Below are 24,706 nucleotides of genomic sequence, written 5' to 3'. Positions count from 1 at the left end.
TTCTATTTTTGTTGCTTATGACAATCAATCTGTTTGATGATGCTGCATGGCATACGCTCCTTCCGCTCACCTTCACCAGACCGGTCGCAGATTTACGTATCGGCATTTTAACTATCTCCCAGAAGTGGGAGCACCACCTTAAAGCGGAGGCAGGATTCGTCACCGCCCCATATTTACAGCTGAAATACCCAACTGCAAGTCAGGCAAACTTGTTCATAAATGGCTCTGTTTGTCCGGATCAAGACTTGCTTGATGCAATAAATACCCTGGAAACAGGGGCTGCACTTTATACTGGAGAACTGCTTCTCGCCTACAAAACAGACACGGGTGCTGAGCACAGGGCTTTCCGTAGCGGCGATTTTAAACAACTGATTCATTCAAAAGACTGTATTAGAATCACCTATCCAGAGGATATCTTTAAATTTAATGACCTCGAGTTGCGCAAAGATTTTAAACTGCTTACTGCCGGGAAAACTTCCGTAACGCTAAGTAGTACAAACAATTTTCTTGGCGATGAAATCTTCGCGGAAGAGGGTGCTAAGGCGGAATGTTCAACATTCAATAGTTTAGGCGGACCGATATATATCGGTGCCAACTCACAGGTTTGGGAAGGATGCAATATCCGTGGCTCTTTCGCTTTATGCCATGATTCTCAGGTAAAAATGGGGGCTAAAATTTACGGACAAACCACTATAGGACCTTTCAGTAGAGTTGGCGGTGAGATCAATAATGCGGTAATTTGGGGATACTCTTCTAAGGGGCACGAAGGCTATTTAGGTAACTCGGTCATGGGCCAATGGTGTAATATTGGGGCTGATAGCAATAATTCGAATTTAAAAAACAACTATGCAGAGGTTCGCCTTTGGGATTATACGTCTAAAAGTTTCCGTAAAACGGGCTTACAGTTCTGTGGATTAGTCATGGCGGATCATTCAAAATGTGCCATCAACACCATGTTCAACACCGGGACAGTAGCTGGGGTAAGCGCTAATATTTTCGGTGCTGGTTTCCCTAGAAACTTTATCCCTGATTTTGCCTGGGGTGGTGCACATGGATTTGAAGTCTACAGCCTCGATAAAATGTTCGAAACCGCAACTAAAGTTTGTGCGCGCAGAAACCTTGAGTTCGACCAGGTGGAGAAAGATATTTTAACGCATATTTTTACAGAAACAAAAATACATAGACACTTTTAACACGATTTATAAGTTATTATAAATCCAACCAAACATTTTATGAGAAAGAAAATAGTAGCAGGAAACTGGAAAATGAACCTTGAATACTCAGAAGGCATATCGTTGTTTTCGGAAATCGTCAACATGGTAAAGGATGAAAAAAAAGGAGATCAGCTAGCGATTATCTGCGCTCCATATATTCATTTACACAGTCTGGCTAAACTAGGTGGTAATGCTATAAGCATTGGTGCTCAAAACTGTCACCAAAAAGAAAGCGGTGCTTATACAGGTGAAATCTCTGCTAAGATGATTAAATCGGTAGGTTGTGAATATGTGATCATTGGTCACTCCGAAAGGCGCCAGTATTTTGCAGAATCTGATGAGCTTTTAGCTGAAAAAACAGTGATTGCTTTAGCGAATGGGCTTACTCCGCTTTTCTGTATTGGCGAGACGCTTGATGAGCGCAACAACGGAAGCTATTTTGACGTGTTAAAATCGCAATTAGTTAATGGTGTATTCGGACTCTCGAATGCAGATTTCTCCAAAGTAGTTATCGCTTATGAGCCTGTTTGGGCAATAGGAACTGGTTTAACTGCTTCATCAGCACAAGCACAGGAAGTTCATGCCTTCATTCGTAAAGAAATTGCGGCAAAATATGATACGGCTATTGCAGAAGAAACCAGCATTCTTTATGGTGGAAGTTGTAACCCCAAAAATGCTGCTGAACTATTCGCTCAAGAGGATATTGATGGTGGGTTGATTGGTGGTGCATCTTTAAAATCTAGGGATTTTCTTGATATCATTAAAGCTTTCAATTCTTAATGCAATACATTCAAGTAACCTTTCAGTTCAGAACTATCGAAGAGTACCAAAAAGACCTTTTGATCGATGAGCTGGGTAGCATCGGATACAATACTTTTGAAGATGTAACCGATGGCTTTGCCGCTTTTATTGACCTGGATTCTTACGATGCTAATCAATTGGAAGGTGTTACATCAGCGCTTGATTCAAACTTGAACTGTATCACAACGGTTACTGAGATCGCTGCTGAAAACTGGAATGAAGAATGGGAGAAAAACTTTGAGCCATTGGTAATAGATGACCAATGCTATGTTAGAGCCACCTTCCATAAGCCACAACCGCAATACCCTTACGAGATCGTTATTGATCCGAAGATGGCATTTGGTACTGGACATCATCAAACAACAACCATGATGATGCAATACCTTTTAACAGCTAATGTTTATGGAAAATCAATCCTGGACATGGGTTGTGGTACAGGCATTCTTGCTATTCTGGCTGCAAAACTTGGCGCTAAAGACCTGGTAGCGATAGATAATGACGACGTCTGTTATATGAGTACTTTGGAGAACTCTGCCTTGAACAACATCACAAATATTGAAGCCATATGTGGTGGAAAGGAAGTGATTCCGCAACAGCAGTTTGATACCATACTTGCAAATATCAACAGAAACATTTTGCTGGATCAAATTCCTGATTACGCAAGGGTACTTAAACCAGGGGGGACAATTTACTTTAGTGGATTTTATGAATCGCCAGATCTGGAGATGATCAAGGAGGCATGTTCAACCTTCTCTATCCACTACAATGACCATAAGAAAATAGGTGACTGGGTAGCTGCCCGCTTTACTAAAAATTAACATATGCGCATACATTTTATCGCGATAGGAGGGAGTGCAATGCATAACCTAGCTATCGCTTTACATAAAAAAGGATATCAGGTAACCGGTTCTGATGATGCAATCTTTGAGCCTTCGAGCACCCGGCTTGCCAATTATGGCTTACTGCCAGAAAAAATGGGCTGGTTTGAGAACAATATTACAGAAGATCTTGATGCTGTTATCCTGGGTATGCATGCGCTGACTGATAATCCGGAATTACTAATAGCTCAGGAACTTGGGCTAAAAATATATTCCTATCCAGAATATATTTATGAGCAAACTAAGGAGAAGCTAAGGGTTGTGATTGGAGGTAGTCATGGTAAAACTACCATTACTTCAATGATACTTCATGTGCTGAACTATTATGGGAAAGACATTGATTATCTGGTAGGGGCACAGCTGGCGGGGTTTGATACCATGGTTAAAATCACAGAAAGTGCGCCTGTTATCATTATTGAAGGTGATGAATACCTGGCGTCGCCGATAGATAGGCGACCCAAGTTTCATTTGTATAAAGCGAATATTGCGGTGATCAGTGGGATAGCCTGGGATCACATCAATGTATTCCCTACATACGCCGACTATACCAGACAGTTTGAACTCTTCATAGATACAATTCAAACAAACGGCACTTTGATTTACTGTGAAGCAGATCATGACTTGAATGAAATTGTTAACGCTTCAAAGGCCCTGGTTAATAAGATTCCTTATAATATTCCAGATCATCGAATCGATAATGGAATCACTTACCTTCTTCCAGGTGAAGTGCCACTCGAAGTATTTGGGGATCACAATTTGATGAACTTGAATGCGGCAAAATTGGTTTGCCAGCAACTATACATCACAGAGCAGCAATTTAATACTGCGATCTCATCTTTTTCGGGTGCCTCTAAGCGTCTTGAAATAGTGAGCATTATGGATAATACCAATGTTTACAAAGACTTTGCCCACTCTCCTTCGAAGCTAAAAGCGACGATTGAAGCGGTTAAAATGCAATTTCCAACAAGGAAACTTGTTGCTTGTATAGAGTTGCATACATTCAGCAGCTTGAACAAAGATTTTCTTAGTCAGTATGACAGCAGTATGTCAAAAGCAGATGTGGCTATAGTTTTTATAGATAAGAAAACATTCATACATAAGAAAATGGAACCTTTTAACGAAATGGACGTTCAATCTGCCTTTAAAGATATTAGAATAGTGTTTTTTGATGATATTTCTTTATTAGAAACTTACTTAACAAACATGAACTTCCGTGATACCAACTTGCTAATGATGAGTTCTGGTAATTACAGTGGGCTTGATCTCGTCAATTTGGCACGTGAGTTGAATACCTTTATGTAGCACAAATATAAAGTATCACTTTAAACTTAAATTATGAACACCATAGGTAAAAACATTAGGCAATTGCGTCAGAGGAAAAGTTGGAGCCAGGGAGAAGTAGCAAAACGTCTTAATATTTCTATACCTGCCTTCTCAAAGATAGAAACCGGCATTACCGATATAAATATATCAAGATTAGATCAAATAGCTACTTTATTCGAAGTCTCAACTATGGACATCATCTCCAAAGAAGGAGAAAATCCGCATTCCTTAAACTTTGAGGAAATCAATAAACTGAAAGATAGACTTTCTTTAAGGGAAGAGGAAATTATTAAACTTCAGAAAAAAGTCATTGATCTTTACGAAGAAATTAGAGAAAAAAGTCTTTAAAATAACTTTCTCATAGTGAAGTGCCGCTTACCGAAAGTGGCACCTGTCGCTTCATGAAGTGCCAACATCTTATCGTTAAAATCTCCTACCCAAGAGAGCTCCAATTCATCATACTGGTTTTTAGGCAAAACATATTCCTTTAATTTTATAAACAGTGCAGATTCAAGGCCGTGTTTTTGATAAGCCGCTTTTGTACCCATCACTATCGCACGCATTCTATTGACACCAACCCAACGTTTGTACACAAATTTCAATTTTTCTATTATACCGAGCTTGCCATTAAAATCTTTGATCATTTGGTTGGCGTCAGGTATAACAACGACGAAAGATGCCGGTTCTCCATTCAGGTAAGCAAACCAGATCAGCTGCTCGTCCATGATCAACTCCATCTTTTTAAAGCTTTCTAAGAGTGTTTCTTTCTTTACAGGAACGAAGTTGTCGAAGTCTTTCCAGGCATCGTTATAGATCTCCATTAGGTCGTTAACGTATTTGTCGGCATTCTTCTTAGAGAAGTGCTCGAACGTATAGCCCGGCTTGTTAGCTACCCAGGTAGCTATTTTTGTAAAGCGCTCTGGGAAGGGTTTGCGTACAGCCAGGTGATTAGTGATTTGCTCATATGCTTTTTCAAAGCCGTACCCCTTAAATAGATCCAGATAATAGGGGAAGTTATAATTCATACCGTAAGAAGGCGGCGTGAAGCCCTCAACAAGCAAGCCCCAGTACGAGTCATTCTCCCCAAAATTGATAGGACCGTCCATTGCCTCCATACCTTGGTTTTGCAGCCATGTCTTTGCCTCATTAAATAGCAAATTAGCTGCTTGTATGTCGTTTATACATTCAAAAAAACCTATACCTCCAGTGGGAAGATCGTACAGATGAGCTTTTTTGTTGTTAATAAAGGCCGCAATTCTACCGATCGCTTGTCCATTATCATCCTCTAATATCCATCTTGTACATTTACCATGCTGAAAAAATGTGTTTTTATCAGGGTTAAAAATGTTTTCTATATCAGTGTCTAGCGGAGAGATCCAGTTTTCATCGTCTTTGTAAAGGAAACGGGGCAGGTCTAAAAATTGCTTTTTGCTTTTATTACCGTCAATGGGTTTGATCGTCATGCAAGATTAATAATCCTCATCATCCTCATCATCGGCACCGTAGCTATCAAATGTTTCCAGGTCATCTAAAGGAGCGTCGAAGTCATCATCCTCGTCATCAAACTTGCCTCTCGTCGTTTCTTCAATAGAATCTTCCATCTCATCTTCCAGATCTTCAGATGGACTTTTCGTAATCGGTTTCTTTGGAGTTTTCATTTGCAAAAAAAATATAGTTTCCTAAGGTTTTACTTATGGTTTAAAATTACAAAAAATCTCTTGGATCCATGGATCAACGATAATGATTTTCGTTAGCTCAAAAATAAAATAAAAATCAATTTGTTGGACGACTTTATTTATAATAATATCACTTCGAAACGTGATAGACAGGGATAGGCAAAAAAAATGGTAAAGCTTTGAACTTTACCATTTTTTAACACACAAATGAAACCTGAATTGAGATATAGTTTTAGGTTAGGTAAAATATCTTTGATCAATTCTCTAAGAACGTTCTTACAAACACACTGTTTGTTTTAATATCTACAACAAGTGTAATGCAAATATTAAAACGATTTATTAATAGTTAGTAAGTGGTATAGAAAATTGAGTTAACGGTATCTACTATGAAAAAGGGACCTCAATTGACACAAAAGTACCCGAATTCCCGTCCTGCTTTATATCGATTTTTATAGGATTTGATTCGACTTGATTTAGTAAATTAATACGTTCCTTGGTTAAGCTCATTCCTTTGCTTATATGTTCACCCTTTTTTTCTCTAAGAGAATTGTCTATACCCACACCATCATCTTTTACCTGGATCAAAAGCCTATCTTTTGCGCTTAATGTAATGATGACATTTATAGTTCCGCCATCGTCTTTGGGCATTATTCCATGCCATATGGCATTTTCGATGTATGGCTGCAAAATCATGGAAGGAATAAGTGTCTCTTCGCGGTCAATACCCGGGTCAACACTGATCTGGTAGTTCAGTTTTCCGCCAAATCTCTTTTTCTCAAGGCTCAGATACAGCTCCAAATATTCAATTTCCTCTTCTACACTAATATAGCTTTTAGTACAGATCTCCAAGTTCTTCCTGATCAGGCGGGCAAAACCAGTTAAAACTTTATTTGCCGATCCGGTATCTTTGGTATTTATATAGTGTTGAATTGAGTTCATTACATTAAATACAAAGTGTGGATTCATCATTGCCTGCAATGCCCGTTGTTCAAGCATTAAGATTTTGTTCTTTAGTAGTAATTGCTCCTGCTCTTTATTCTTTTGTCTACGCGTTACCGTGACCGCGGCTTTAAAAAGGATCAGGCCTCCAATCAAAAATAAGATCGCTATGAACCAAAATGATTGCCAAAAATGTTTCTCCAGTTCAAAGATCACGATTGCGGGTTCACTCCAGCCGCTGTCATTGCTCTTCGCACTAAGCTCAAAAATGTATTTGCCTGGCTCAAGGGAGCTGAATTCTAATCTTCTTGTTTTTGTCTCGGTCCAATTGCCATCTTCTTTTAAACGGTATCTGTAGGTAATACTTCTGTTCTGAAACTCTACTGCACTGTAGTAGAAAGTAATACTGTTGTTTGAAGGATTCAGCACATAGTTGGGATTGTCAATATCTAGCTTGGTTTGATTATTAGTAATAGCAGTGATGTATGCTTTTGGAGCCTCAATATATGTCTTTACCGGGGCTATCTGAAAATAGACGACTCCGCTGTTGGTTGCAAAATAAGCATAATGGTCTTCTATATAAAGACCATTAACATCGTCCTTAAGAAGTAAATTTGTATACTCAAATGCTTCAATGCTCAGTCCTTTGGGGCTGATTGAGACCTTATTTATACCTGCGTTAGTAACTACCCAGATTTTACCGTTTTTTACAAAGAGCTTTTTACAAATGTTATCTGCCAGTCCATCCTTCTGAGTTATTACCCTTGTTATACGGTCGTTTTTCATACAAACTATGCCGTACCCGTCTGTGGCCAGAATGATGGTGCCATCTTCCAGCTGCTGGATATCATTAATTCTTCGGGTAAGGAGGGAACTCGTTTGAGCATAATTGTAAATACTGCCATCTGCAAGCTCAGATAAACCATTGATGCTTGAAAGCCATAGGTTTTGTTTGCTGTCATAGAATACACAATATGCCCTCCCAGGGAAAAAGTCATTGCCCTTTTTGAAGGTAAAGGAATTGAACTCTAGTTTTGCATCTCTGTCGGGCAGTACCACCACGCCGGAAGACAGCGCGAGCGACAAGCTTTTCTCTTTAGCAATGCTGAAACTTTTAATTACAAACATCGAGTTGTTACTTTCCTTTAGGTAATCAATGCTAGATTTTAAATTGTCGGCATTATTGATTCTTCCCAATCCGTAGTCACTTGAGAAGTATATGGCATTATTAAGGGTGTCATAGTTAATCTGCTTAATCACATTGAATTTCTGTTTATTAGGCAAAACTATTTTATTGATCTTGGGCTCAGGAAGACTAAGAACATTTATTGTTCCTTCATCCATCCCAAGCCAGAACTTGTCTCTATCTCTTGCAATGCTTTTTACCGCATCTCTCGATAAGCCTTCGTTATGATCAATAACATACATCCGCTCATCTGGACGGGGAAGCATATAAATCCCATTAGCGGTAGTGAACCACATGTTGTTCTTCGCATCCTTGATTACCTGGCTCGCGGCAATATTAGGTACATAATTATACGTTAAACCATTTTTTTCGATATAGTGTACCCCGGAGTTATTGCTGATCCATATTCCATCTTCCTCATCCAGATAGAAGTAACCCAAATCTCCCATTAGTACCTGCGCTTCAACTTTACGCTCGAATGTCTCAGTGTTCCCATAACGAATATTGAGGCCTGCCTTGTCAATAAAGGCTAGGCTCTTATCGGGCAGGTTGATTGCTGTTTTGTAAGAAATCGGAAGCGAACGACGGGGAACAATCCTGAATTTTTTGCCTTCTAAAACCCTAACGCTCGTATTGCTGTAAGCCCAAATCTTACCTTGGGCATCCTCATGAATAAAAGAGTTGATGAATTGCCGGTCATCATTAGCCGAGATATATTTAATGATAGTTTTTCCATCCCACATCACCAGAAGATTCTTATTGGTTCCAAACCATATTCTCCCTTTACTATCTTGAAAAAAGGAAACCACAATGGAGTTAAATTTAAGAAGTCTTAGTAGTTCGCTATTACCTTGATTGTAAATCTTACCATTAAAAAAGTAGCTGATTTGGCCATTTAGTGCCAAGAACCAGATCTTCCCACTTCGGTCTTCCTTTAATTGAAGGATTTGATTGTCAGGAAGGCCGTCATCAATCGAAAAGTTTTCGAAAATATGACCATCAAATCTACTAACGCCCGCATCAGTTGCAACCCAAATGTATCCTTTAGAATCTTGTAGGGAGTAATAGCAATTGTTACTTGGGAGACCATTTTTAGTACTGAAGTGCTGTAGAAAAATCGACTGCGAAAAAGAATTGCTGTTAGCAAGGCTAAGCAAAAACAATAGGTAGAGAAATAGGAAACGTTGAGTTCTACTTTTCACTTTCGAAGCTGGTATAGGATTTTACTTTTTCAAGGAAGTCACTTGCGCGTCTTCTTGACACAGCAATTCTGTCTCCATTTTTTAGCGTTACCTCTAAGCCGTTTTTGGAGTTGTATTCAGATACATAGTCGAGGTTAATTATACTTGATTTGTGCACCCTTATAAACTGATTTTCAGGAAGGATCTCTTCATATTCCTTTAAAACTTTTGATACCGTGATCCTTTCTCCATTCACAAGGTAAAATATAGAATAATTACTGTCTGCTGCAATGTGTACGATATCGGAGATGCTGGTTAAGCTATAGCCTTGTCCATTGGGTAAGCTGATTTTGCGAATTTCTGTCCTTTCGTGTAATTGCTGCGCTAAATTCTGAAGATTATCATTGCGGTCAAGGCCGTTCTTTTTTAAAGATATGTAATCATTTGCTTTTTCGACGGCAAGTTTTAGTTCATCAATATCAATTGGTTTTAATAGATAATCCAGCGCATTTGCTTTTATTGCTTTAAGAGCGTACTGGTCGTAGGCGGTAATAAAAATAACATGGGCGTTACTTTCCTTTGCGTCTTTTATTAGTTCAAAACCATTTTCTCCGGGCATTGCAATATCTAAGAAGATAAGATCGATTGGATGCTGTGAGAGTAGATTTCTAGCTTCAGCCACAGACTTTGCAATCCCTGAAATATTGATATTCTCACAATTTTCCTGAAGCAGAAAGTATAGAGAAGAACGTGCGAATTCTTCATCGTCAACAATGATTGCATTATGTGTCATAGCGTGTTTTGTACGGTGAATTTATCAAAAAATAGGAATCCTTTAATAATGTTTCTTCGAAATTATAAAAACCGAAAGAATTGCTCCTTCGTATGTGACAATACAAAGACATTAATTTTTAAAGAATACAGCTTGCTGGGTCAAGTTAATAACCACTTAAAATCAAAAACTCAATTACTATGAAAAACTTACAACAATTAGAAGAGCAAGAAGAAAGGAGCATCCTAACTGCTCCACTACAACGCCGCTCTTTCTTGCAGTTTGCAGGAGCGGGCATGGCGGGCGCAGCTTTATTAGCAGCAGGGTGTACTAAAGATCGCGGTATCGTAGCTCCACCATCTACAGGTGCAACCTTAGATTTTAAAGATGATTTCGGTGTATTGAACTATGCTTACGCATTAGAGCAATTAGAAGCAGCTTTTTATATTCAGGTAGCTTCTGCGCCACCAGCAGCATTTACACAAGCAGAAAAAGCTTATTTCCAGGACATTCAGTTCCACGAAATAGCACACAGAGAATTCTTTAAAAAAGCATTGGGATCTGCTGCTATCGGAAGCTTAGAAGTTAACTTTTCTTCAATCAACTTTTCTGACAAAGCAAGCGTTCTTGGAGCTGCAAAAGCATTTGAAGATTTAGGTGTTGCTGCTTACAATGGAGCAGGTGTTCGCATAAAAGATGTTAATTATTTATTGTTGGCAGGTAAAATCGTTTCCGTAGAAGCACGTCATGCTGCTTACATCAGAGATTTAATCTCCGCTGGAAGTTTTGCTAATTTAAATGAGCTTACTGGTTCAGGAGCAAGCGTTTCTGGCGCTTTAGATGCTTCTCTAACTCCGGATAAGGTGCTACCAATTGCGGCTACTTTTATCAAAACAAAAATTAATGTAATCAATCTTTAATCTTTAAATCAGAAATCATGAATATCGTAAATATATTAGAAGAAATAGAAAAAGTTGACGGTGAGATCTATGAAAGGTTAAACCCAAGAAGAGCGGCAATGAAAAGTTTTGCCAACATGGGAAAAAAGATTTCACTAGCTGCAATGCCTTTGGCAATGGGTTCAATGTTTCAAAAAGCGTACGGTCAAACTACTCCTTCAGTAGTAACAGACGTTTTAAATTTTGCTCTTGCATTAGAGTATCTGGAATACCATTTTTATAACCATGCTTTAGTAGCTGCACCAAGTTTGACTTTTACTGCGCAGCAAAGAACTGAAATTACAGTTATTCGTGATCATGAAATGGCTCACGTTAACTTGTTAAAAGGTGCTCTTGGAGCATCCGCAAGGGCTGAGATCACTTATGCAATGACTGACTATACAGCGGGTAATACCTTCCCAACAGTATATTCGGACTACGTAACTTTCTTAAAAGTAGCACTAGGTTTTGAAGATACAGGTGTAAGAGCTTATAAAGGTCAGGCGGGTAATCTTTTAGGAAATCCAGTTTTGACAACAGCATTGCAAATCCATTCGGTTGAAGCACGTCATGCTGCTCATATCCGTACCATGCTCAATGCAGCAGGTGCAACAGGATTAAAACCATGGATTACGTTAGGTCCAGGTAACATTGGAAACGATACAGGTGTAGCAGCAGTAAATGCTGTATACGCAGGTGAGGAAAATACTACTCAAGCAGGAATTAATATTGCTGGTATCGCTTCACAAGTTACTGCAGCAGCAGCAGCAGAATGTTTCGATGAGCCATTAGCAAAAGCGAACGTAGCTGTTATTGCTAATTTATTCTTAAAAGACGGATTTAAATTATCGTAAGTTTGTTTGATTTTAGATGGGGGAGGGGCTGAAAAGCTTCCTCCCTTTTTTAATTGGATAGCTCGCGAAAAACTTAATAAGTGATTACCTGTTCTTCTAACTCAGCAGGCATTTCTCTATAATTATATTGTTGACCCCGCAATTGTGGCTCAAATCCCGCTTCTTTGATCGCATCCTGGATACCCTTTGCTGTAAAACGGTGAGGAGCACCAGCAGCCGATACTACATTCTCTTCGATCATGATGGAACCAAAGTCATTGGCGCCAGCATGTAAACAAAGCTCTGCAACATTTTTCCCAACTGTAAGCCATGACGCCTGAATATTTATTATGTTTGGTAGCATAATTCTACTTAAAGCTAGCATTCTGATGTATTCATCTCCAGAAACATTATTGCTAATACCTCTTAATCTTTTCAATAAAGTTCCGTCATCCTGGAATGGCCATGGAATAAATGCCAGAAATCCTTTAGCATTCTCGGGTTTCTCACTCTGAACTTCCCTAATCCAAACCAAGTGCTCAAAACGCTCCTCAATTGTCTCAACATGACCAAACATCATGGTCGCCGAGGTGGTAATATCAAGTTGGTGTGCAGCCCGCATAACGTCAAGCCACTCCTGACCGCCACATTTCCCTTTAGAAATTAACCTTCTCACTCTATCATTTAGAATTTCAGCTCCCGCACCTGGTAAGGAATCCATCCCGGCAGCTTTCAAAGTAGCCAAAACTTCTTTATGTGAAAGCTTATCTAGCTTCGCTACGTGTGCGATCTCGGGAGGACCTAATGCGTGTAACTTTAAATCCGGGTAAAGCGCTTTTAGCTTACGAAAAAGATCCGCATAGAATTCTAGACCAAGATCAGGGTGGTGACCGCCCTGCAGCAGCAATTGATCACCGCCTAATTTAAAAGTTTCTTCTATCTTAATCTTATAGGTTTCTATATCAGTGATATAACTTTCATCATGACCAGGTCTCCTAAAGAAGTTGCAGAATTTGCAATTTGCAATGCAAACATTAGTCGTATTTACATTCCTGTCAATCTGCCAGGTAACCTTGCCACTGGGAACTTGTTTTTTACGTAGCTCATTGGCAACAAAAGCCAGCTCAGCTGTTGATGCGTTATGGTATAAAAAAACACCCTCTTCTTTAGTTAAAAAGTCGAATTGTAAGGCCCTTTTTAATAGTTCGGCAGTTTCCATACTGCAAATATACCATTACTTCTTTTCTTTTTATTTCACAGTATTATCACAATTGACCTTGCCTTAATTTCCTATCTTAGCGCAATTATTTCAAAATATGGTAGATTTTAATCGTTTTATACTGGCCAACGGGCTTCGTGTTTTAGTTCACGAAGACGATACAACACCAATGGCAGTGTTAAATATTTTATATGATGTTGGTGCCCGTGATGAGGAAGCCGGTAAAACTGGTTTCGCTCACTTGTTTGAACACTTAATGTTTGGCGGTTCTATCAACATTCCAAGCTACGATGAGCCATTGCAAAGGGTAGGAGGTGAAAATAATGCTTTTACCAGTAATGACATTACCAACTACTACATCACGCTTCCTTCTGTAAATCTGGAGACTGCTTTCTGGTTGGAAAGCGATAGAATGCTTAACCTCGCTTTTTCAGAAAAAAGCTTGGAAACGCAACGTAGTGTAGTTTGTGAAGAGTTTAAACAGCGCTACCTGAATCAACCATATGGAGACGTTTGGTTGAAATTGCGTCCGCTAGCTTATAAAAATCACCCCTATCAATGGGCAACTATTGGCCAGGATCTCAGGCAGATTGAAGAAGCAAAAATGGATGATGTTAAAGCTTTTTTTCATAAGCACTACAATCCGCAGAATGCGATCATGGTAGTCGGCGGAAACGTAAAGACAGAGGATGTAAAATTATTGGCAGAGAAATGGTTTGAGCCAATCCCTTCGGGAGAAAAGTACCATAGAGATCTTCCAAAAGAAGAAACACAGACAGAAGCCCGACTTGAAACAGTACACTCGGCTGTACCCTTGAACGCCCTTTATGTAGCGTTTAAAATGCCTGAAAGGGCTGATTCTGAATATCCTTGTTATGATTTAATGGCTGATATCCTTTCTCAGGGTCAATCTTCAAGATTATATACCAGTCTGCTTAAAGAAAAGCAGCTATTTAGTGACATCCATGCCTACATCACCAGTAGTATTGATGAAGGTTTGTTCATTGTAGAGGGTAAACTCGTGGAAGGTGTATCGGTTGATGCAGCCGAAGCTGCAGTGTGGGACCAATTATTTCAATTGACGCAAGATGAAGTGACAGATGCTGAGCTAACAAAAGTGAAGAATAAATCTGAATCCATTATGGTCTTCGCGGAGATGAGTCTTTTAGATAAGGCTATGAATCTTGCTTACTATGAACTTCTCGGGGATGCTGCAACTTTAAATACCGAGATTGACAAGTACTTAGCCGTTACTCCACAGCGCATTCTTAATGTGGCTAAGGAAACTTTCCAGAAAAAAAAATCATCCACCCTTTACTATTTAACTACTCCAGATGCTTAATCGTATCCTAGCCCCAGAATCCAAGCAGATTTCAGAGATCAATTTCAAAAAGCCCTTAGCCCAACACCTGGACAATGGAATTCCTGTATTTACTATAAATGCCGGTCGGCAGGAGCTAGTTCGCATAGAATTTATCTTTAAAAATGTAAACTGGGATGAAGGTAAGCCGCTACAGGCACTTACGGCGAGCCACCTTATAAATAACGGCACAACAGAACTTTCTGCCAAAGAAATTGCTGAAAAGGTAGATTTTTACGGTGCGTTTTTACAAACGGAATACGGCGCCGACCAGTGTAGCGTTAAACTTTATAGTTTGAATAAGCATCTTGCGGAAGTATTACCAATACTATATTCCATTTTAAATGCAAGTGTTTTTCCGGAAAAGGAGCTTTCCATATTTGTTCAGAATCAAAAGCAATCCCTTTCTGTGAGCCTTCAAAAGAATGATTTCTTAGCAAGAAAGCAGTTTGCAAATGCGCTTTTTGGTGACACTCCATATGGTTCTAATATTTCTGCAGTAAATTACGATGCTATAAAAAGACAGGATCTTTTAGACTATTTTCAAGCTGCATATAAGCCGGAGAACTGTACGATCTTCGTTGCCGGTAAATTTGAAGAAAACGAGTTCTCTATTTTGAATGCCGTTGTAGGTAAAGACTGGGCGAATAACGGCGATTCAAAGGATAATCATTTCAGTTTTTCTTCTCCAATTGGATCCGAAATTCTAATAGAAATGCCTGAGGCTTTGCAATCCGCTATTAGAATGGGAATGATAACAATCAACAGAACTCATGAAGACTTTGCCGGCTTTCAAGTCTTAAACTGTGTTTTGGGAGGTTACTTTGGTTCTAGGTTAATGTCTAATATCAGGGAAGAAAAAGGTTACACTTATGGTATCGGTTCAGGAGTTGTTTCTCTGCAGGATACTGGATACTTCTTCATTGCAACGGAGGTTGGAGCTGATGTATGCCAGAGTGCAGTCACTGAAATCGAGAAAGAGATAGACTTGTTAAAAAACGACATTATTCCAGAAGAAGAGTTGGATCTAGTACGCAGTTACATGCTGGGTTCTTTATTGGGGAGCCTTGAAAATGCATTCTCACATGCTGATAAGTTCAAGAACTTGTACTTTTCTGGCTTAGATTATAGCTACTATGACCGCTATATCCATACTGTGAAAACTATCGATTCTCAATCTTTAAGAATATTGGCTCATAAATACCTGATTTCGAGTGACTTTACTAAGGTTGTAGCTGGCAAAAAGTACTAAGATTAATTGCCTTTCTGTGTACAGGCAATTAATCTTATTGTAATTTTTCTGCTCTAGAGGCCAATATTTAAATCCTTATTGTGTAATTACAATGAGAATTGTACCTTTGCCTCGCAAATAGTAACTCCTAAATTATTTGCTATGCAACTTGATCCCAATAAATTTATTGCCGAAGGACTAACTTACGATGACGTATTATTAGTACCAGCCTATTCTGAAGTTTTACCGCGTGATGTTGATACCGGTAGCTACCTAACCAAGAAAATTCGCATCAATGTTCCAATAGTTTCTGCTGCGATGGATACCGTAACTGAAGCTGGCTTAGCCATAGCTATTGCTCAGGCGGGTGGTATTGGTATGCTGCACAAAAATATGACTATCGAGCGCCAGGCTGAAGAAGTACGCAAAGTAAAGCGCTCTGAAAGTGGTATGATCCAAGACCCGGTAACGCTAAGCGCTACGGCCAAAGTTGCAGATGCTTCTCAGATCATGAAGGAATTCAAAATAGGCGGTATTCCGATAATCGATGCAGATGGTAAATTGGTAGGTATCATCACCAATAGAGATCTTCGTTTCCAAAAAGATATGCAGCGTGCTGTTTCTGAAGTAATGACAAAAGATAATCTTGTCACCGCTGCGGAAGGTACTACGCTCTTACAAGCAGAGGAAATCTTGCAGGACTACAAAATCGAGAAACTGCCTATAGTTGACAAAGACGGACGTTTAGCTGGCTTAATCACATTCAAAGACATTCAAAAATATAAAAACTACCCTAATGCTTGTAAAGATGAGCGAGGCAGATTACGTGTTGGCGCGGCCGTTGGTGTTGCTGCTGACAACATTGATCGCGTCGCTGCATTGGTGCAGGCAGGAGTTGATGTAGTTACCGTTGATACTGCTCATGGTCACTCTAAGGGGGTTATTGATATGGTGAAAGCTATCAAGGCTAGATTCCCTGATTTGCAAGTAATTGCTGGTAATATCGCTACGGCGGATGCGGCGAGAGCTTTAGCTGCTGCGGGAGCTGATGCTGTAAAAGTTGGTATCGGTCCAGGTTCCATTTGTACCACAAGGATTATTGCCGGCGTAGGTGTTCCGCAATTGTATGCGGTCTTCGAATGTGCTCAAGCTCTAATCGGCACAGGAATACCCGTGATTGCAGATGGAGGTATCAAACAAACAGGTGATATTGTAAAAGCGATTGCTGCAGGAGCAAGTTGTATTATGGCAGGATCGTTATTCGCAGGAGTGGAAGAGTCGCCAGGTGAGACCATTATTTATGAAGGACGTAAGTTTAAGTCTTACCGCGGTATGGGTTCTGTGGAAGCCATGCAATTGGGTTCTAAAGACCGTTATTTCCAAGATGAAGAAGACGTGGTCACCAAACTTGTACCTGAAGGAATCGTGGGCCGGGTACCTTACAAAGGGACATTGGCAGAAGTCATTTATCAATATATTGGTGGTCTAAGGGCTGGAATGCACTATTGCGGAGCAGGCAGCATTGAAGACCTTCAAAAAGCCAAATTTGTTCGCATAACAGCCGCAGGTATGAGAGAGAGTCATCCGCATGATATTTCTATAACTAAGGAAGCTCCAAATTATTCACGTTAATATACGATAATCATGAAATCAATATGTGTTTATTGCGGGTCTAATTTCAATGGTGATCCTATAGTAAGGGCTGCAATTGAAAGTTTAGCTCAAGCCTTGACTGATCAGAATATCACTTTAATATATGGGGGCGGAAGCGTCGGCGTTATGGGTGTCATTGCCGATGAAGTATTGAAACGTAATGGAAGGGTGATTGGTGTGATTCCTCAGTTTTTGATGGATAAGGAAGTTGGCCATCAAAAACTTACTGAGATGATAGTTACAGAAAACATGCATGAGCGCAAGCAAAAGATGGCGGATTTATCCGACGGTTTTATTGTATTGCCTGGCGGTTTTGGAACGTTGGAAGAGTTTTTTGAAGTGCTCACTTGGTTACAACTTGGCCTCCATGGAAAAGCTATAGGTGTTTTAAATGTGGGTGGTTTTTATGACCCACTATTTGCTCAGATGGACCTCATGGTAGAACATAGGTTCTTAAAACCAGCTAACCGTGCTCTGGTATTCAATGAATCAAATGCATTTGGACTTATAGACAAGATGAGCAAATTCGATGCGATACCTGATGAAGTTTGGTTTAAAGATAGAAACCTTACCTAGAATAAATCTGTATGATAACTGGTTTATAAAAACTCTCCCGGGTTTATTTCCCATGTCCAGGGTTTCTTAAACGTAGTAAACGTTTTGGCTTTCAGTCCTATTAAAATATTTTGTTGACTTTGATTCGCATCGATTTTATTTGTCATTTTCCCAGTGGTAACTGTTCTCTTCCTTTTTACAAAATCATACTCCTTTCTAGTCATCTCCCCGGATGCCCCATGAAAAGAGCAGTTTTCTGCATTAATAAGCTGCCAGGTATTGCTAGTATGTTTAAAAGTGTAGTTTAATTGCCACTTCCAACCTGCACCGCCCTCATAATTTAAAACCAGTGTATTAGTCTGAATATTCATCGGACGGAGCGGGTCACCCATAGCGCCACCTTCTTCTGATCTTAGAATGAAATCGTTATTTTGTAAAGCCAGCTTGTAATTTCTTCCTTGTTTGAAATAGATAGCAAGCATCCTTGGTTTTTGTATTTCGGTAATGATTTCAGTATCATTATCTCCATAAGCACGACTTTCTTTAACCGCTGCATAGAATTCTAAAACTAGCGCCAGATCTTCAGTTTTATCATTGTTTAGATCCCCACTTGCCGAATCAATGACTTTCCATTGGGGCGGCAATAAGGAATTTAATGTCCTGCCTTTTTGGGTTAGTTCAGGGTATTTAAAAGATTGGGCCGATGATAATTTAGAGAAAAGTAGTAAAGTAAGAAGTGGGATTATTTTCATAGATATTCTAATCAACGCAGATCGGAATTAAAAAGTGTTCTGAAACTGGTTTTATTTATTGGAGAGGCATACCTAAATTATTAATGCTCTAAATTATCAGTACTGAATTAGGTATTAATTGCCTATTACTTGGCCTTTATTTGACAAATTGATTAAATGAATTATAAGCGAACATCAGAAAATTTTGCAAAAAGGAGGGCCGGAGCAATCCGGTCCTCTGGGGTATATATCAATAGGGATTATTGAATAATTTTACCGTCTTTATCAATTTTCAATGAGCCTTCTTCGGCTTCTTTCTTAACATTGATCAGATAGTATGAAGTTTTGTCAGCATTAGTAATCAGGAATGCCGCAACTGGTGTCCACAATTTAACCGGCTCTGACGCCAATGTTGCTTTTACAGAATCCGGTAAATCTTTCAATTCAACAGGTGTTTTTGTAGTACTATCTTGTCTTACAGCAACAGTGTGACTGTAGTTTTTTATCTCGTTTGCGCTTACTGTAGTGAATCCTGCTAATGCTAAAAATGCTGCTGATAAAATGATCTTTTTCATAATTTTTATTTAGGGTTAATAAATTAAATAATTGATTTCAATTACGGTTAGACAATGATTCATAATTGTGCCACTTGAATTTTATTTTGGCATTGCATTGATATATAGAGTATTATATTAATAATGGATTAAATATGTTGAGGAGAAACGCTACAATCTGTTGCTTAAGGAAGCATCTTTTATGGCTTGATAATTGCAAAACCCAATGAGTTAATACCCTCTTCCTTCGGGATGGGATCTCTGGTGCTGACAAAATTTAGTTTAACCCTAATCACTTTAAAATTATGATACATTTCAGATTTTTAACATTAGCGGCGTTCTCTCTAATTCTCGCATCTTGCGGTAGTTCTAAGAAACTTGCAGAAGCAAGTAACAAATACAACAGATTGGATAGCACTTACCAGTTGCTTCAAACTGATTTAGCAAGTAGCAAAGATTCAACATCTAAATACAAATCTTATAGTAGGCAGCTGGAAGATCAGCTGAAACAACAACGAAGCTCTAATGATCAGATGGTGAACCAGCTTAAAGACTTATCTGTAATCTCAGGATCACAAGCAGAAAGTATCAAAAAATCATTAGACAACATAGGTTCTAAAGACGCCTATATACAAAACCTGCAATCGGCCATTTCACGTAAGGATTCGCTTACCATGAATTTAGTAATGAACCTCAAAGGAGCAATTGGTAATCTTGATGATAAAGACATCAATATCAAAGTGGATAAAGGAGTGGTTTATATCGACATTTCTGATAAGTTATTGTTTACCACTGGCAAGTATGAAGTAACTTTAAGTGCTAAAGAAGTACTCGGAAAGGTAGCTAAAGTGCTTTTGAAACAACCTGACATTGAGTTCTTAGTGGAAGGGCATACAGATAATGTGCCATACCAACAAGGAGTTTTGTTGGACAATTGGGACTTAAGTGTGAAACGCGCTACGGCTGTTGTTCGTATCTTACAGAACGAGTACAACATTCCTCCGGTTAGAATGACCGCGGCAGGTAGGGGAGAATATGTTCCTGTTGCAGACAATGATTCTGAAGCTGGAAAATCTGCTAACCGTAGAACAAGAATAGTGATCTTACCGCAATTAGATCAGTTCTTTAAGTTATTGGAGACTCCTAAAAAATAGGATAGATTTTTGTGGCCGTTGCTCCAATTGGTGTAACGGCTTCTTTATGCCACGTTCTCTGGCCTTTGATAAGAAAAATCTGTTACCTTTAAAATATGAAAATTGGAATGATTGGTTTGGGGGATATGGGCTGCTTATACGCCATATCCTTTGCAAAAGCAGGCTACCAGGTCTTCGGGTGTGATTTACCCATTCAATTAGACACGTTGCGGGAGAAACTAGCGCCTTATGATATTGAATTAATGGCCGATGGAAAGGAAGTTTCCCGCCAATGCGATGTAATTTTTTATTCCGTAGAGGCGGAGAAAATTGCAGATGTAGTAAGGCTATACGGTTCTTCCACTAAATATGGAGCAATCGTATCTGGCCAAACGTCTGTGAAACATCCTGAAATAGAAGCGATGGAAAAGTACCTTCCAAAGGATGTGCATATCATTCCATGTCACTCTTTGCACGGTCCCGTGATAGACACCAAGGGTCAGAAGCTGATCGTCATTCCCCACCGTACTTCTGATGAGGCTTATCAAAGGATGCTAGACGTACTCGCTACGCTGAAATCAGAAATTGTAGAAATTTCCGATTACCATTACCACGATAAGATTGTTGCTGATACTCAAGTGGTCACTCATTTCGGTTTTGAAAGCATGGGTACTGCCTGGAAAGAAGCAGGATTTTTTCCATGGGAGAATGATTCTTATAACGGCGGTATCGACAATATTAAGATCCTGACAACATTAAGGATATTTAGCAGCAAAGCGCACATTTATGGAGGACTTGCCATTTTGAACCCTTATGCTTCTGCCCAAGTAAAACAATACGCACAATCTGAGTCTGAACTATTTAAACTGATGATTAAAGAGGAGGCCGCAGAATTCAGGGCTCGTTTATATAAGGCTCGAGATTTCGTTTTTGATAAGAAAAACAAGCAAATCATGCTGAGCAGTGAGATCATACAGGAGTTTTCACTAGCAGAAGGTAATAATTTAAGAAAGCCAAACTCTCACCTGAGTCTGCTTAGTATGGTCGATGCCTGGTGTAATTTAGGAATCAATCCTTACCATAATTTAATTTGCGAAACGCCTCCCTTTAAACTGAGGCTTGGTATAGCTGAACTTTTATTTCAAAACGAAGAACTCCTGGAAGAATCCATTGAAACTGCGCTTTTTGACAAGAGCATCAGGGCAGACGATCTGGAGTTTCACTCTGCGGTTAGAGAGTGGTCTTCATTGATTAGTTATGGCGATATGAACGGCTATAAGCAACATTTTGATGCCACTAAGCTTTTTTTTAAAGACAAGCTTAACCACGGTAAATTACAGAGTACAGAGCTGATTAGAAGGTTAGACCTCGCTTAGCTAGTTACAGTTGTGTTTTTTACCAGTTGCTTCAACCCCTCGGCAATGACTTCGAACTTATTTATTTGCTCTTTATTCCACAAGGTTAGCATGGGATCTACATTGGCCATTAGTGTTTTGTAGTATTCAATTCCATTGTTGAGCTGGTTTTGAAACTTGTTGACGTATTTGGCTTTCTTTTCGCTGAACTCTAGCACTAGGCCGTCCATTTCTTTCTTTAGGTAATCGACATATAGTGCGAACTCCTTGTTGAACAAGTTAGGCCTGTCTTTTCCGTTCAGAATGTTACTCCGGCCGTAAATGTGGTCAATCATTTGTTTCAAGGTGTATTGCTGATCGAAGTAAGCTAGGTTTGGCCCGGGACAAATGCTTACTGCGTGATTTTCCTTTGATTTCAAGAGGTCATACTTTTTGTAGGCAGAGGTACAAAGACCAACACATAGACACAGTTTTTCTGTTACTAGCGCTATTTTGCTTTTTAGCATGGTAGGGCTTAGTCCGGCTCCTTCCAGTTGTTTGATTTTTAGGTGCTGATATTTTATCGAAGCTGTGCAAATTGGTTCAGTTGTGAATTCTGTGTTTGTGCAAAGGTATTTCTTGGTGCATGGGCTACCTGGCTTACCACTATCAACACGCTCTTGCCGCTGTATTTCTGCCGAACTCTTCTTAAAGTTGTTGAAGAGTATACCAAGTGGAGAAGCATTGCTGATATAGTAATCTTGCTCAGTAGAAGTTTCCAAGTCGTTAAGGGTCTTTTCATCAACACAGGTAGCTTCCGGAACCAATAGAAAGGGACTTCCCCAGCCTGCAGCGTCTAATTCATAGTAATTCAATAGAAACTGGTGTTCCTCAGCGGTGCCGATTCCACCTTGAGCTGTAATCTTGTGAGCGGGTATTGGTGGCGGCTGGGTTGATGTTTTATTTAAATACGCTTGACTATACAATTGAAAAAGTTCATTGTACATTGCCAGTTTGTTGTCTTTAAATTCCTGTAATATTGGTCCTAATAGAAATCCATCCGTAGCAAAAGCATGTCCTCCGCAATTTAAACCGGATTCAACTCTAAATTCAGATACCCAAAGTCCCTTTTTAGCCAACACTTTGGCCTGAATAAGTGCAGAACGGTAATCACTCACTTTCAGGATAATTTGTTTTGGAAAAATTCCATCTGCTAATGGTTGAAAGTCATGAAATTCTTCCAAGTAGGAGAATAGTCTTGGGTTTAATCCGGCGGAAATCACTACAGAAGAGCTAAGGTTGCTTTTCGCAAAACCTCTCAATGCCGCTAAAGCGTCTGTATTTTCGTTCCCAAGGTAAGTTCCCTTAAGATAGTTTGCCTTATCTACCTTAGACATAATATTTACATCTATCCTCCCCGGTTTGATGCTGTTTTTTAGCTTTTCTTCCAGCGCTGTTTTCTCATATCCAGGACACGTTTTTAGAAGAAGGTTGTAGCTGTATTTCCATTCGTTGTCTTCAGGAAGCAGTGCAAAATATTTGCAGAGATCGCTTTCTTTATCAAAATCCTGAAGTTTCAATGCAGAAATCTGCTCGGTTACCAGTTTATTAAGGAGGTTTAAATAGGCGGTGATTCTCTTGGCTCTGGCATCTGCATCTGTTTTTAAAATGGGTTGATACGGTTCCTTGTGCGTTCCTGAAATGTGAGCTCTCATTCTTTCGATCAATTCATCATCCACTATTGACACTACAGAGGAGATACCATATCGTGCAACTTTTAAAGGCGTATCTATCGAGTAACCTAAACCTAATACAGGGATGTGAAATGTATGAGTCATATAAATGATTTTGCTTTCGTTGGCAAAGTAGTAGAAAAAAGTTACGTTAAAATGTGATTTGGGTCACTATTTCCATATGATCTATATCCGGATTTTACTTGATTTGTATCACGCAAGAGCAGCACATCAATAGTTCCTATTTAACTATATTTGCTAAAATGACGGTATGGAAAGCGGAAAACTTCTGAAAGCAATTATTGAGACGGCAATAGATGGCATCATCACTATAGACAACAAGGGCTTGGTAGAAAGTTTAAATCCGGCGGCACAAAGTCTATTTGGCTACTCACTAGATGAAGTAATTGGTCGGAACATTTCGATGTTGATGCCTGAGCCCGACAGGACTGGGCATGATGGTTATCTCAAGCGTTACCAACATACAGGCGAGAAGCGTATTATCGGTAAAGGAAGAGAAGTAATGGGTCTGAGAAAAGACGGTACTACATTTCCGTTCAGGCTGGCAGTAAGTGAGGTCAAGTACGATGAGCGCATTATATATACCGGTTTTATTCATGACCTTTCTAAGGAGAAAGAGGCTGAACGAAGGTTAATAGAGTATGCTGCAGAATTGGAGGGACTGGTAGAAGAGCGAACCAGGTCACTTAAGAAAACGGTTAGTGCTTTGTCGGAAGCTAAAGAAGAGGTGAGCTTATCACTGCTCAAAGAGAAGGAATTGAACCAGATGAAGAGCCGATTTGTTTCTATGGCATCTCATGAATTTAGAACACCCCTAAGTTCGGTACAGCTGTCTTCCGTGTTGATTGAGAAGTACGCCGCACCCTTTGAAAACGACAACATCAAGAAACATGTTAATAAAATCAAAAGCGCTGTTAATAATTTAACAACGATACTTAACGATTTTCTTTCGCTGGAACGTTTAGAAGCTGGCAATGTGCAATCTACTTTGGAGCCGTTTGATCTGGTAAAGCTGGCTGAAGAGGTTACAGAAGAGATGCAGATGATCGCCAAGCAAGAGCAAAACATCATTTATCAGCATACTGGAGTGGAAAGTTTGGTCAATTTGGATCAAAATCTGTTGCGGAACTGCATGATAAACCTCATCTCCAATGCGATAAAATATTCTGGTGACGGTACATTTATCGAGTTCAATACGGAGATCAAAGACTCTTTGTATACCGTTACGGTGAGTGATAATGGCATCGGTATTCCAGATTTGGATCAAAAGAATTTGTTTCAGCCATTCTTTAGGGCCAACAACACTGGAAATATTCCTGGAACAGGCTTGGGTCTGAACATTGTGTTGAGGTATGTCAGACTTATGAACGGAAGCGTAGAGTTTAAAAGTGAAGTGAATAAAGGCGCTAAATTTATATTGTCATTTAATAAGCAATAAGTG

Annotated in this window: 22 protein-coding genes; 14 read left to right on the top strand and 8 right to left on the bottom strand. The window is 39.4% G+C overall.

What is annotated here, in order from left to right; all coding sequences use genetic code 11:
• The first annotated feature begins 17 nt into the window (after positions 1-17).
• From ACHFIZ_RS05910 to ACHFIZ_RS05890, 5 genes are read left to right on the top strand one after another with little or no spacing between them, the layout of a single operon-like run.
• The gene (locus ACHFIZ_RS05910) at positions 18-1,193 is read left to right on the top strand and encodes a GlmU family protein (RefSeq protein WP_410883819.1); all 1,176 of its coding nucleotides are present in this window, start codon (positions 18-20) and stop codon (positions 1,191-1,193) included.
• A gap of 39 nt (positions 1,194-1,232) precedes the next feature.
• Positions 1,233-1,994, top strand: coding sequence for a triose-phosphate isomerase (tpiA, locus tag ACHFIZ_RS05905; protein WP_410883817.1), 762 nt, complete (start codon positions 1,233-1,235; stop codon positions 1,992-1,994).
• A complete protein-coding gene (prmA, locus tag ACHFIZ_RS05900) occupies positions 1,994-2,833 on the top strand; it encodes a 50S ribosomal protein L11 methyltransferase (RefSeq protein ID WP_410883815.1) in 840 nt (279 codons plus the stop codon). Before tpiA ends, prmA begins: the two co-directional genes overlap by 1 nt.
• Before the next feature lie 3 nt (positions 2,834-2,836).
• Complete coding sequence (locus ACHFIZ_RS05895; protein WP_410883813.1) at positions 2,837-4,195, top strand: UDP-N-acetylmuramate--L-alanine ligase; 1,359 nt, start codon at positions 2,837-2,839, stop codon at positions 4,193-4,195.
• Between the two features lie 33 nt (positions 4,196-4,228).
• Positions 4,229-4,564: a helix-turn-helix domain-containing protein gene (locus tag ACHFIZ_RS05890; RefSeq protein WP_410883811.1), complete on the top strand. Its 336-nt coding sequence runs from the start codon at positions 4,229-4,231 to the stop codon at positions 4,562-4,564.
• On the opposite strand, the gene ACHFIZ_RS05885 is transcribed toward ACHFIZ_RS05890, so the two are convergent.
• The 4 genes from ACHFIZ_RS05885 to ACHFIZ_RS05870 form a co-directional block, all read right to left on the bottom strand.
• Positions 4,561-5,679, bottom strand: coding sequence for a GNAT family N-acetyltransferase (locus tag ACHFIZ_RS05885; RefSeq protein WP_410883809.1), 1,119 nt, complete (start codon positions 5,677-5,679; stop codon positions 4,561-4,563). The genes ACHFIZ_RS05890 and ACHFIZ_RS05885 overlap by 4 nt on opposite strands.
• A gap of 6 nt (positions 5,680-5,685) precedes the next feature.
• Positions 5,686-5,874 (bottom strand): hypothetical protein, encoded by a 189-nt coding sequence (locus ACHFIZ_RS05880; protein WP_410883807.1) that lies wholly within the window; start codon positions 5,872-5,874, stop codon positions 5,686-5,688.
• A gap of 402 nt (positions 5,875-6,276) precedes the next feature.
• Positions 6,277-9,219, bottom strand: coding sequence for a two-component regulator propeller domain-containing protein (locus ACHFIZ_RS05875; protein WP_410883805.1), 2,943 nt, complete (start codon positions 9,217-9,219; stop codon positions 6,277-6,279).
• Entirely contained in the window at positions 9,209-9,991 is a 783-nt protein-coding gene (locus ACHFIZ_RS05870) for a LytR/AlgR family response regulator transcription factor (RefSeq protein WP_410883803.1), read from the bottom strand. Before ACHFIZ_RS05870 ends, ACHFIZ_RS05875 begins: the two co-directional genes overlap by 11 nt.
• A 179-nt stretch (positions 9,992-10,170) precedes the next feature.
• Here ACHFIZ_RS05870 and ACHFIZ_RS05865 point away from each other — a divergent pair, with 179 nt between their 5' ends.
• Both ACHFIZ_RS05865 and ACHFIZ_RS05860 read left to right on the top strand, forming a co-directional pair.
• Positions 10,171-10,890, top strand: coding sequence for a ferritin-like domain-containing protein (locus ACHFIZ_RS05865; RefSeq protein WP_410883801.1), 720 nt, complete (start codon positions 10,171-10,173; stop codon positions 10,888-10,890).
• 17 nt (positions 10,891-10,907) lie between these two features.
• Positions 10,908-11,762 carry a ferritin-like domain-containing protein gene (locus ACHFIZ_RS05860; protein WP_410883799.1) on the top strand — a complete coding sequence of 285 codons (855 nt, stop codon included), beginning with the start codon at positions 10,908-10,910 and terminating at the stop codon, positions 11,760-11,762.
• Between the two features lie 73 nt (positions 11,763-11,835).
• Here the strand turns inward: ACHFIZ_RS05860 and mqnC are convergent, their stop codons facing one another.
• Positions 11,836-12,960, bottom strand: coding sequence for a cyclic dehypoxanthinyl futalosine synthase (gene mqnC, locus ACHFIZ_RS05855; RefSeq protein ID WP_410883797.1), 1,125 nt, complete (start codon positions 12,958-12,960; stop codon positions 11,836-11,838).
• Positions 12,961-13,057: 97 nt separating this feature from the next.
• On the opposite strand from mqnC, the gene ACHFIZ_RS05850 reads away from it, so the two are divergent.
• The 4 genes from ACHFIZ_RS05850 to ACHFIZ_RS05835 all read left to right on the top strand — a co-directional run bounded on the left by ACHFIZ_RS05850 (position 13,058) and on the right by ACHFIZ_RS05835 (position 17,780).
• A complete protein-coding gene (locus ACHFIZ_RS05850; RefSeq protein ID WP_410883795.1) occupies positions 13,058-14,302 on the top strand; it encodes a M16 family metallopeptidase in 1,245 nt (414 codons plus the stop codon).
• Positions 14,295-15,572: a M16 family metallopeptidase gene (locus ACHFIZ_RS05845; protein WP_410883793.1), complete on the top strand. Its 1,278-nt coding sequence runs from the start codon at positions 14,295-14,297 to the stop codon at positions 15,570-15,572. Before ACHFIZ_RS05850 ends, ACHFIZ_RS05845 begins: the two co-directional genes overlap by 8 nt.
• A gap of 141 nt (positions 15,573-15,713) precedes the next feature.
• A complete protein-coding gene (gene guaB / locus ACHFIZ_RS05840; protein WP_410883791.1) occupies positions 15,714-17,183 on the top strand; it encodes an IMP dehydrogenase in 1,470 nt (489 codons plus the stop codon).
• A 12-nt stretch (positions 17,184-17,195) separates the two neighbouring features.
• Positions 17,196-17,780 carry a TIGR00730 family Rossman fold protein gene (locus ACHFIZ_RS05835; RefSeq protein WP_410883789.1) on the top strand — a complete coding sequence of 195 codons (585 nt, stop codon included), beginning with the start codon at positions 17,196-17,198 and terminating at the stop codon, positions 17,778-17,780.
• A gap of 23 nt (positions 17,781-17,803) precedes the next feature.
• Here ACHFIZ_RS05835 and ACHFIZ_RS05830 read toward each other — a convergent pair whose 3' ends face one another.
• Positions 17,804-18,511 (bottom strand): hypothetical protein, encoded by a 708-nt coding sequence (locus tag ACHFIZ_RS05830; protein WP_410883787.1) that lies wholly within the window; start codon positions 18,509-18,511, stop codon positions 17,804-17,806.
• Positions 18,512-18,750: 239 nt separating this feature from the next.
• Positions 18,751-19,065, bottom strand: a complete 315-nt coding sequence (locus ACHFIZ_RS05825) for a hypothetical protein (RefSeq protein WP_410883785.1) — start codon at positions 19,063-19,065, stop codon at positions 18,751-18,753.
• A gap of 284 nt (positions 19,066-19,349) precedes the next feature.
• On the opposite strand from ACHFIZ_RS05825, the gene ACHFIZ_RS05820 reads away from it, so the two are divergent.
• Together ACHFIZ_RS05820 and ACHFIZ_RS05815 are read left to right on the top strand one after the other, a co-directional pair.
• Positions 19,350-20,198, top strand: a complete 849-nt coding sequence (locus tag ACHFIZ_RS05820) for a flagellar motor protein MotB (RefSeq protein ID WP_410883783.1) — start codon at positions 19,350-19,352, stop codon at positions 20,196-20,198.
• 95 nt (positions 20,199-20,293) lie between these two features.
• Positions 20,294-21,553, top strand: a complete 1,260-nt coding sequence (locus ACHFIZ_RS05815) for an NAD(P)-binding domain-containing protein (RefSeq protein WP_410883781.1) — start codon at positions 20,294-20,296, stop codon at positions 21,551-21,553.
• Here the strand turns inward: ACHFIZ_RS05815 and ACHFIZ_RS05810 are convergent.
• Positions 21,550-23,349 carry a hypothetical protein gene (locus ACHFIZ_RS05810; RefSeq protein WP_410883779.1) on the bottom strand — a complete coding sequence of 600 codons (1,800 nt, stop codon included), beginning with the start codon at positions 23,347-23,349 and terminating at the stop codon, positions 21,550-21,552. The two genes, ACHFIZ_RS05815 and ACHFIZ_RS05810, sit on opposite strands and share 4 nt — an antisense overlap.
• Before the next feature lie 166 nt (positions 23,350-23,515).
• On the opposite strand from ACHFIZ_RS05810, the gene ACHFIZ_RS05805 reads away from it, so the two are divergent.
• Complete coding sequence (locus ACHFIZ_RS05805) at positions 23,516-24,703, top strand: PAS domain S-box protein (protein WP_410883777.1); 1,188 nt, start codon at positions 23,516-23,518, stop codon at positions 24,701-24,703.
• Positions 24,704-24,706 lie beyond the last annotated feature (3 nt).

It is taken from the genome of Pedobacter sp. JCM 36344 (assembly GCF_046546555.1).
GTDB lineage: Bacteria > Bacteroidota > Bacteroidia > Sphingobacteriales > Sphingobacteriaceae > Pedobacter.
This window is presented reverse-complemented; position numbering and strand designations above follow the sequence as displayed.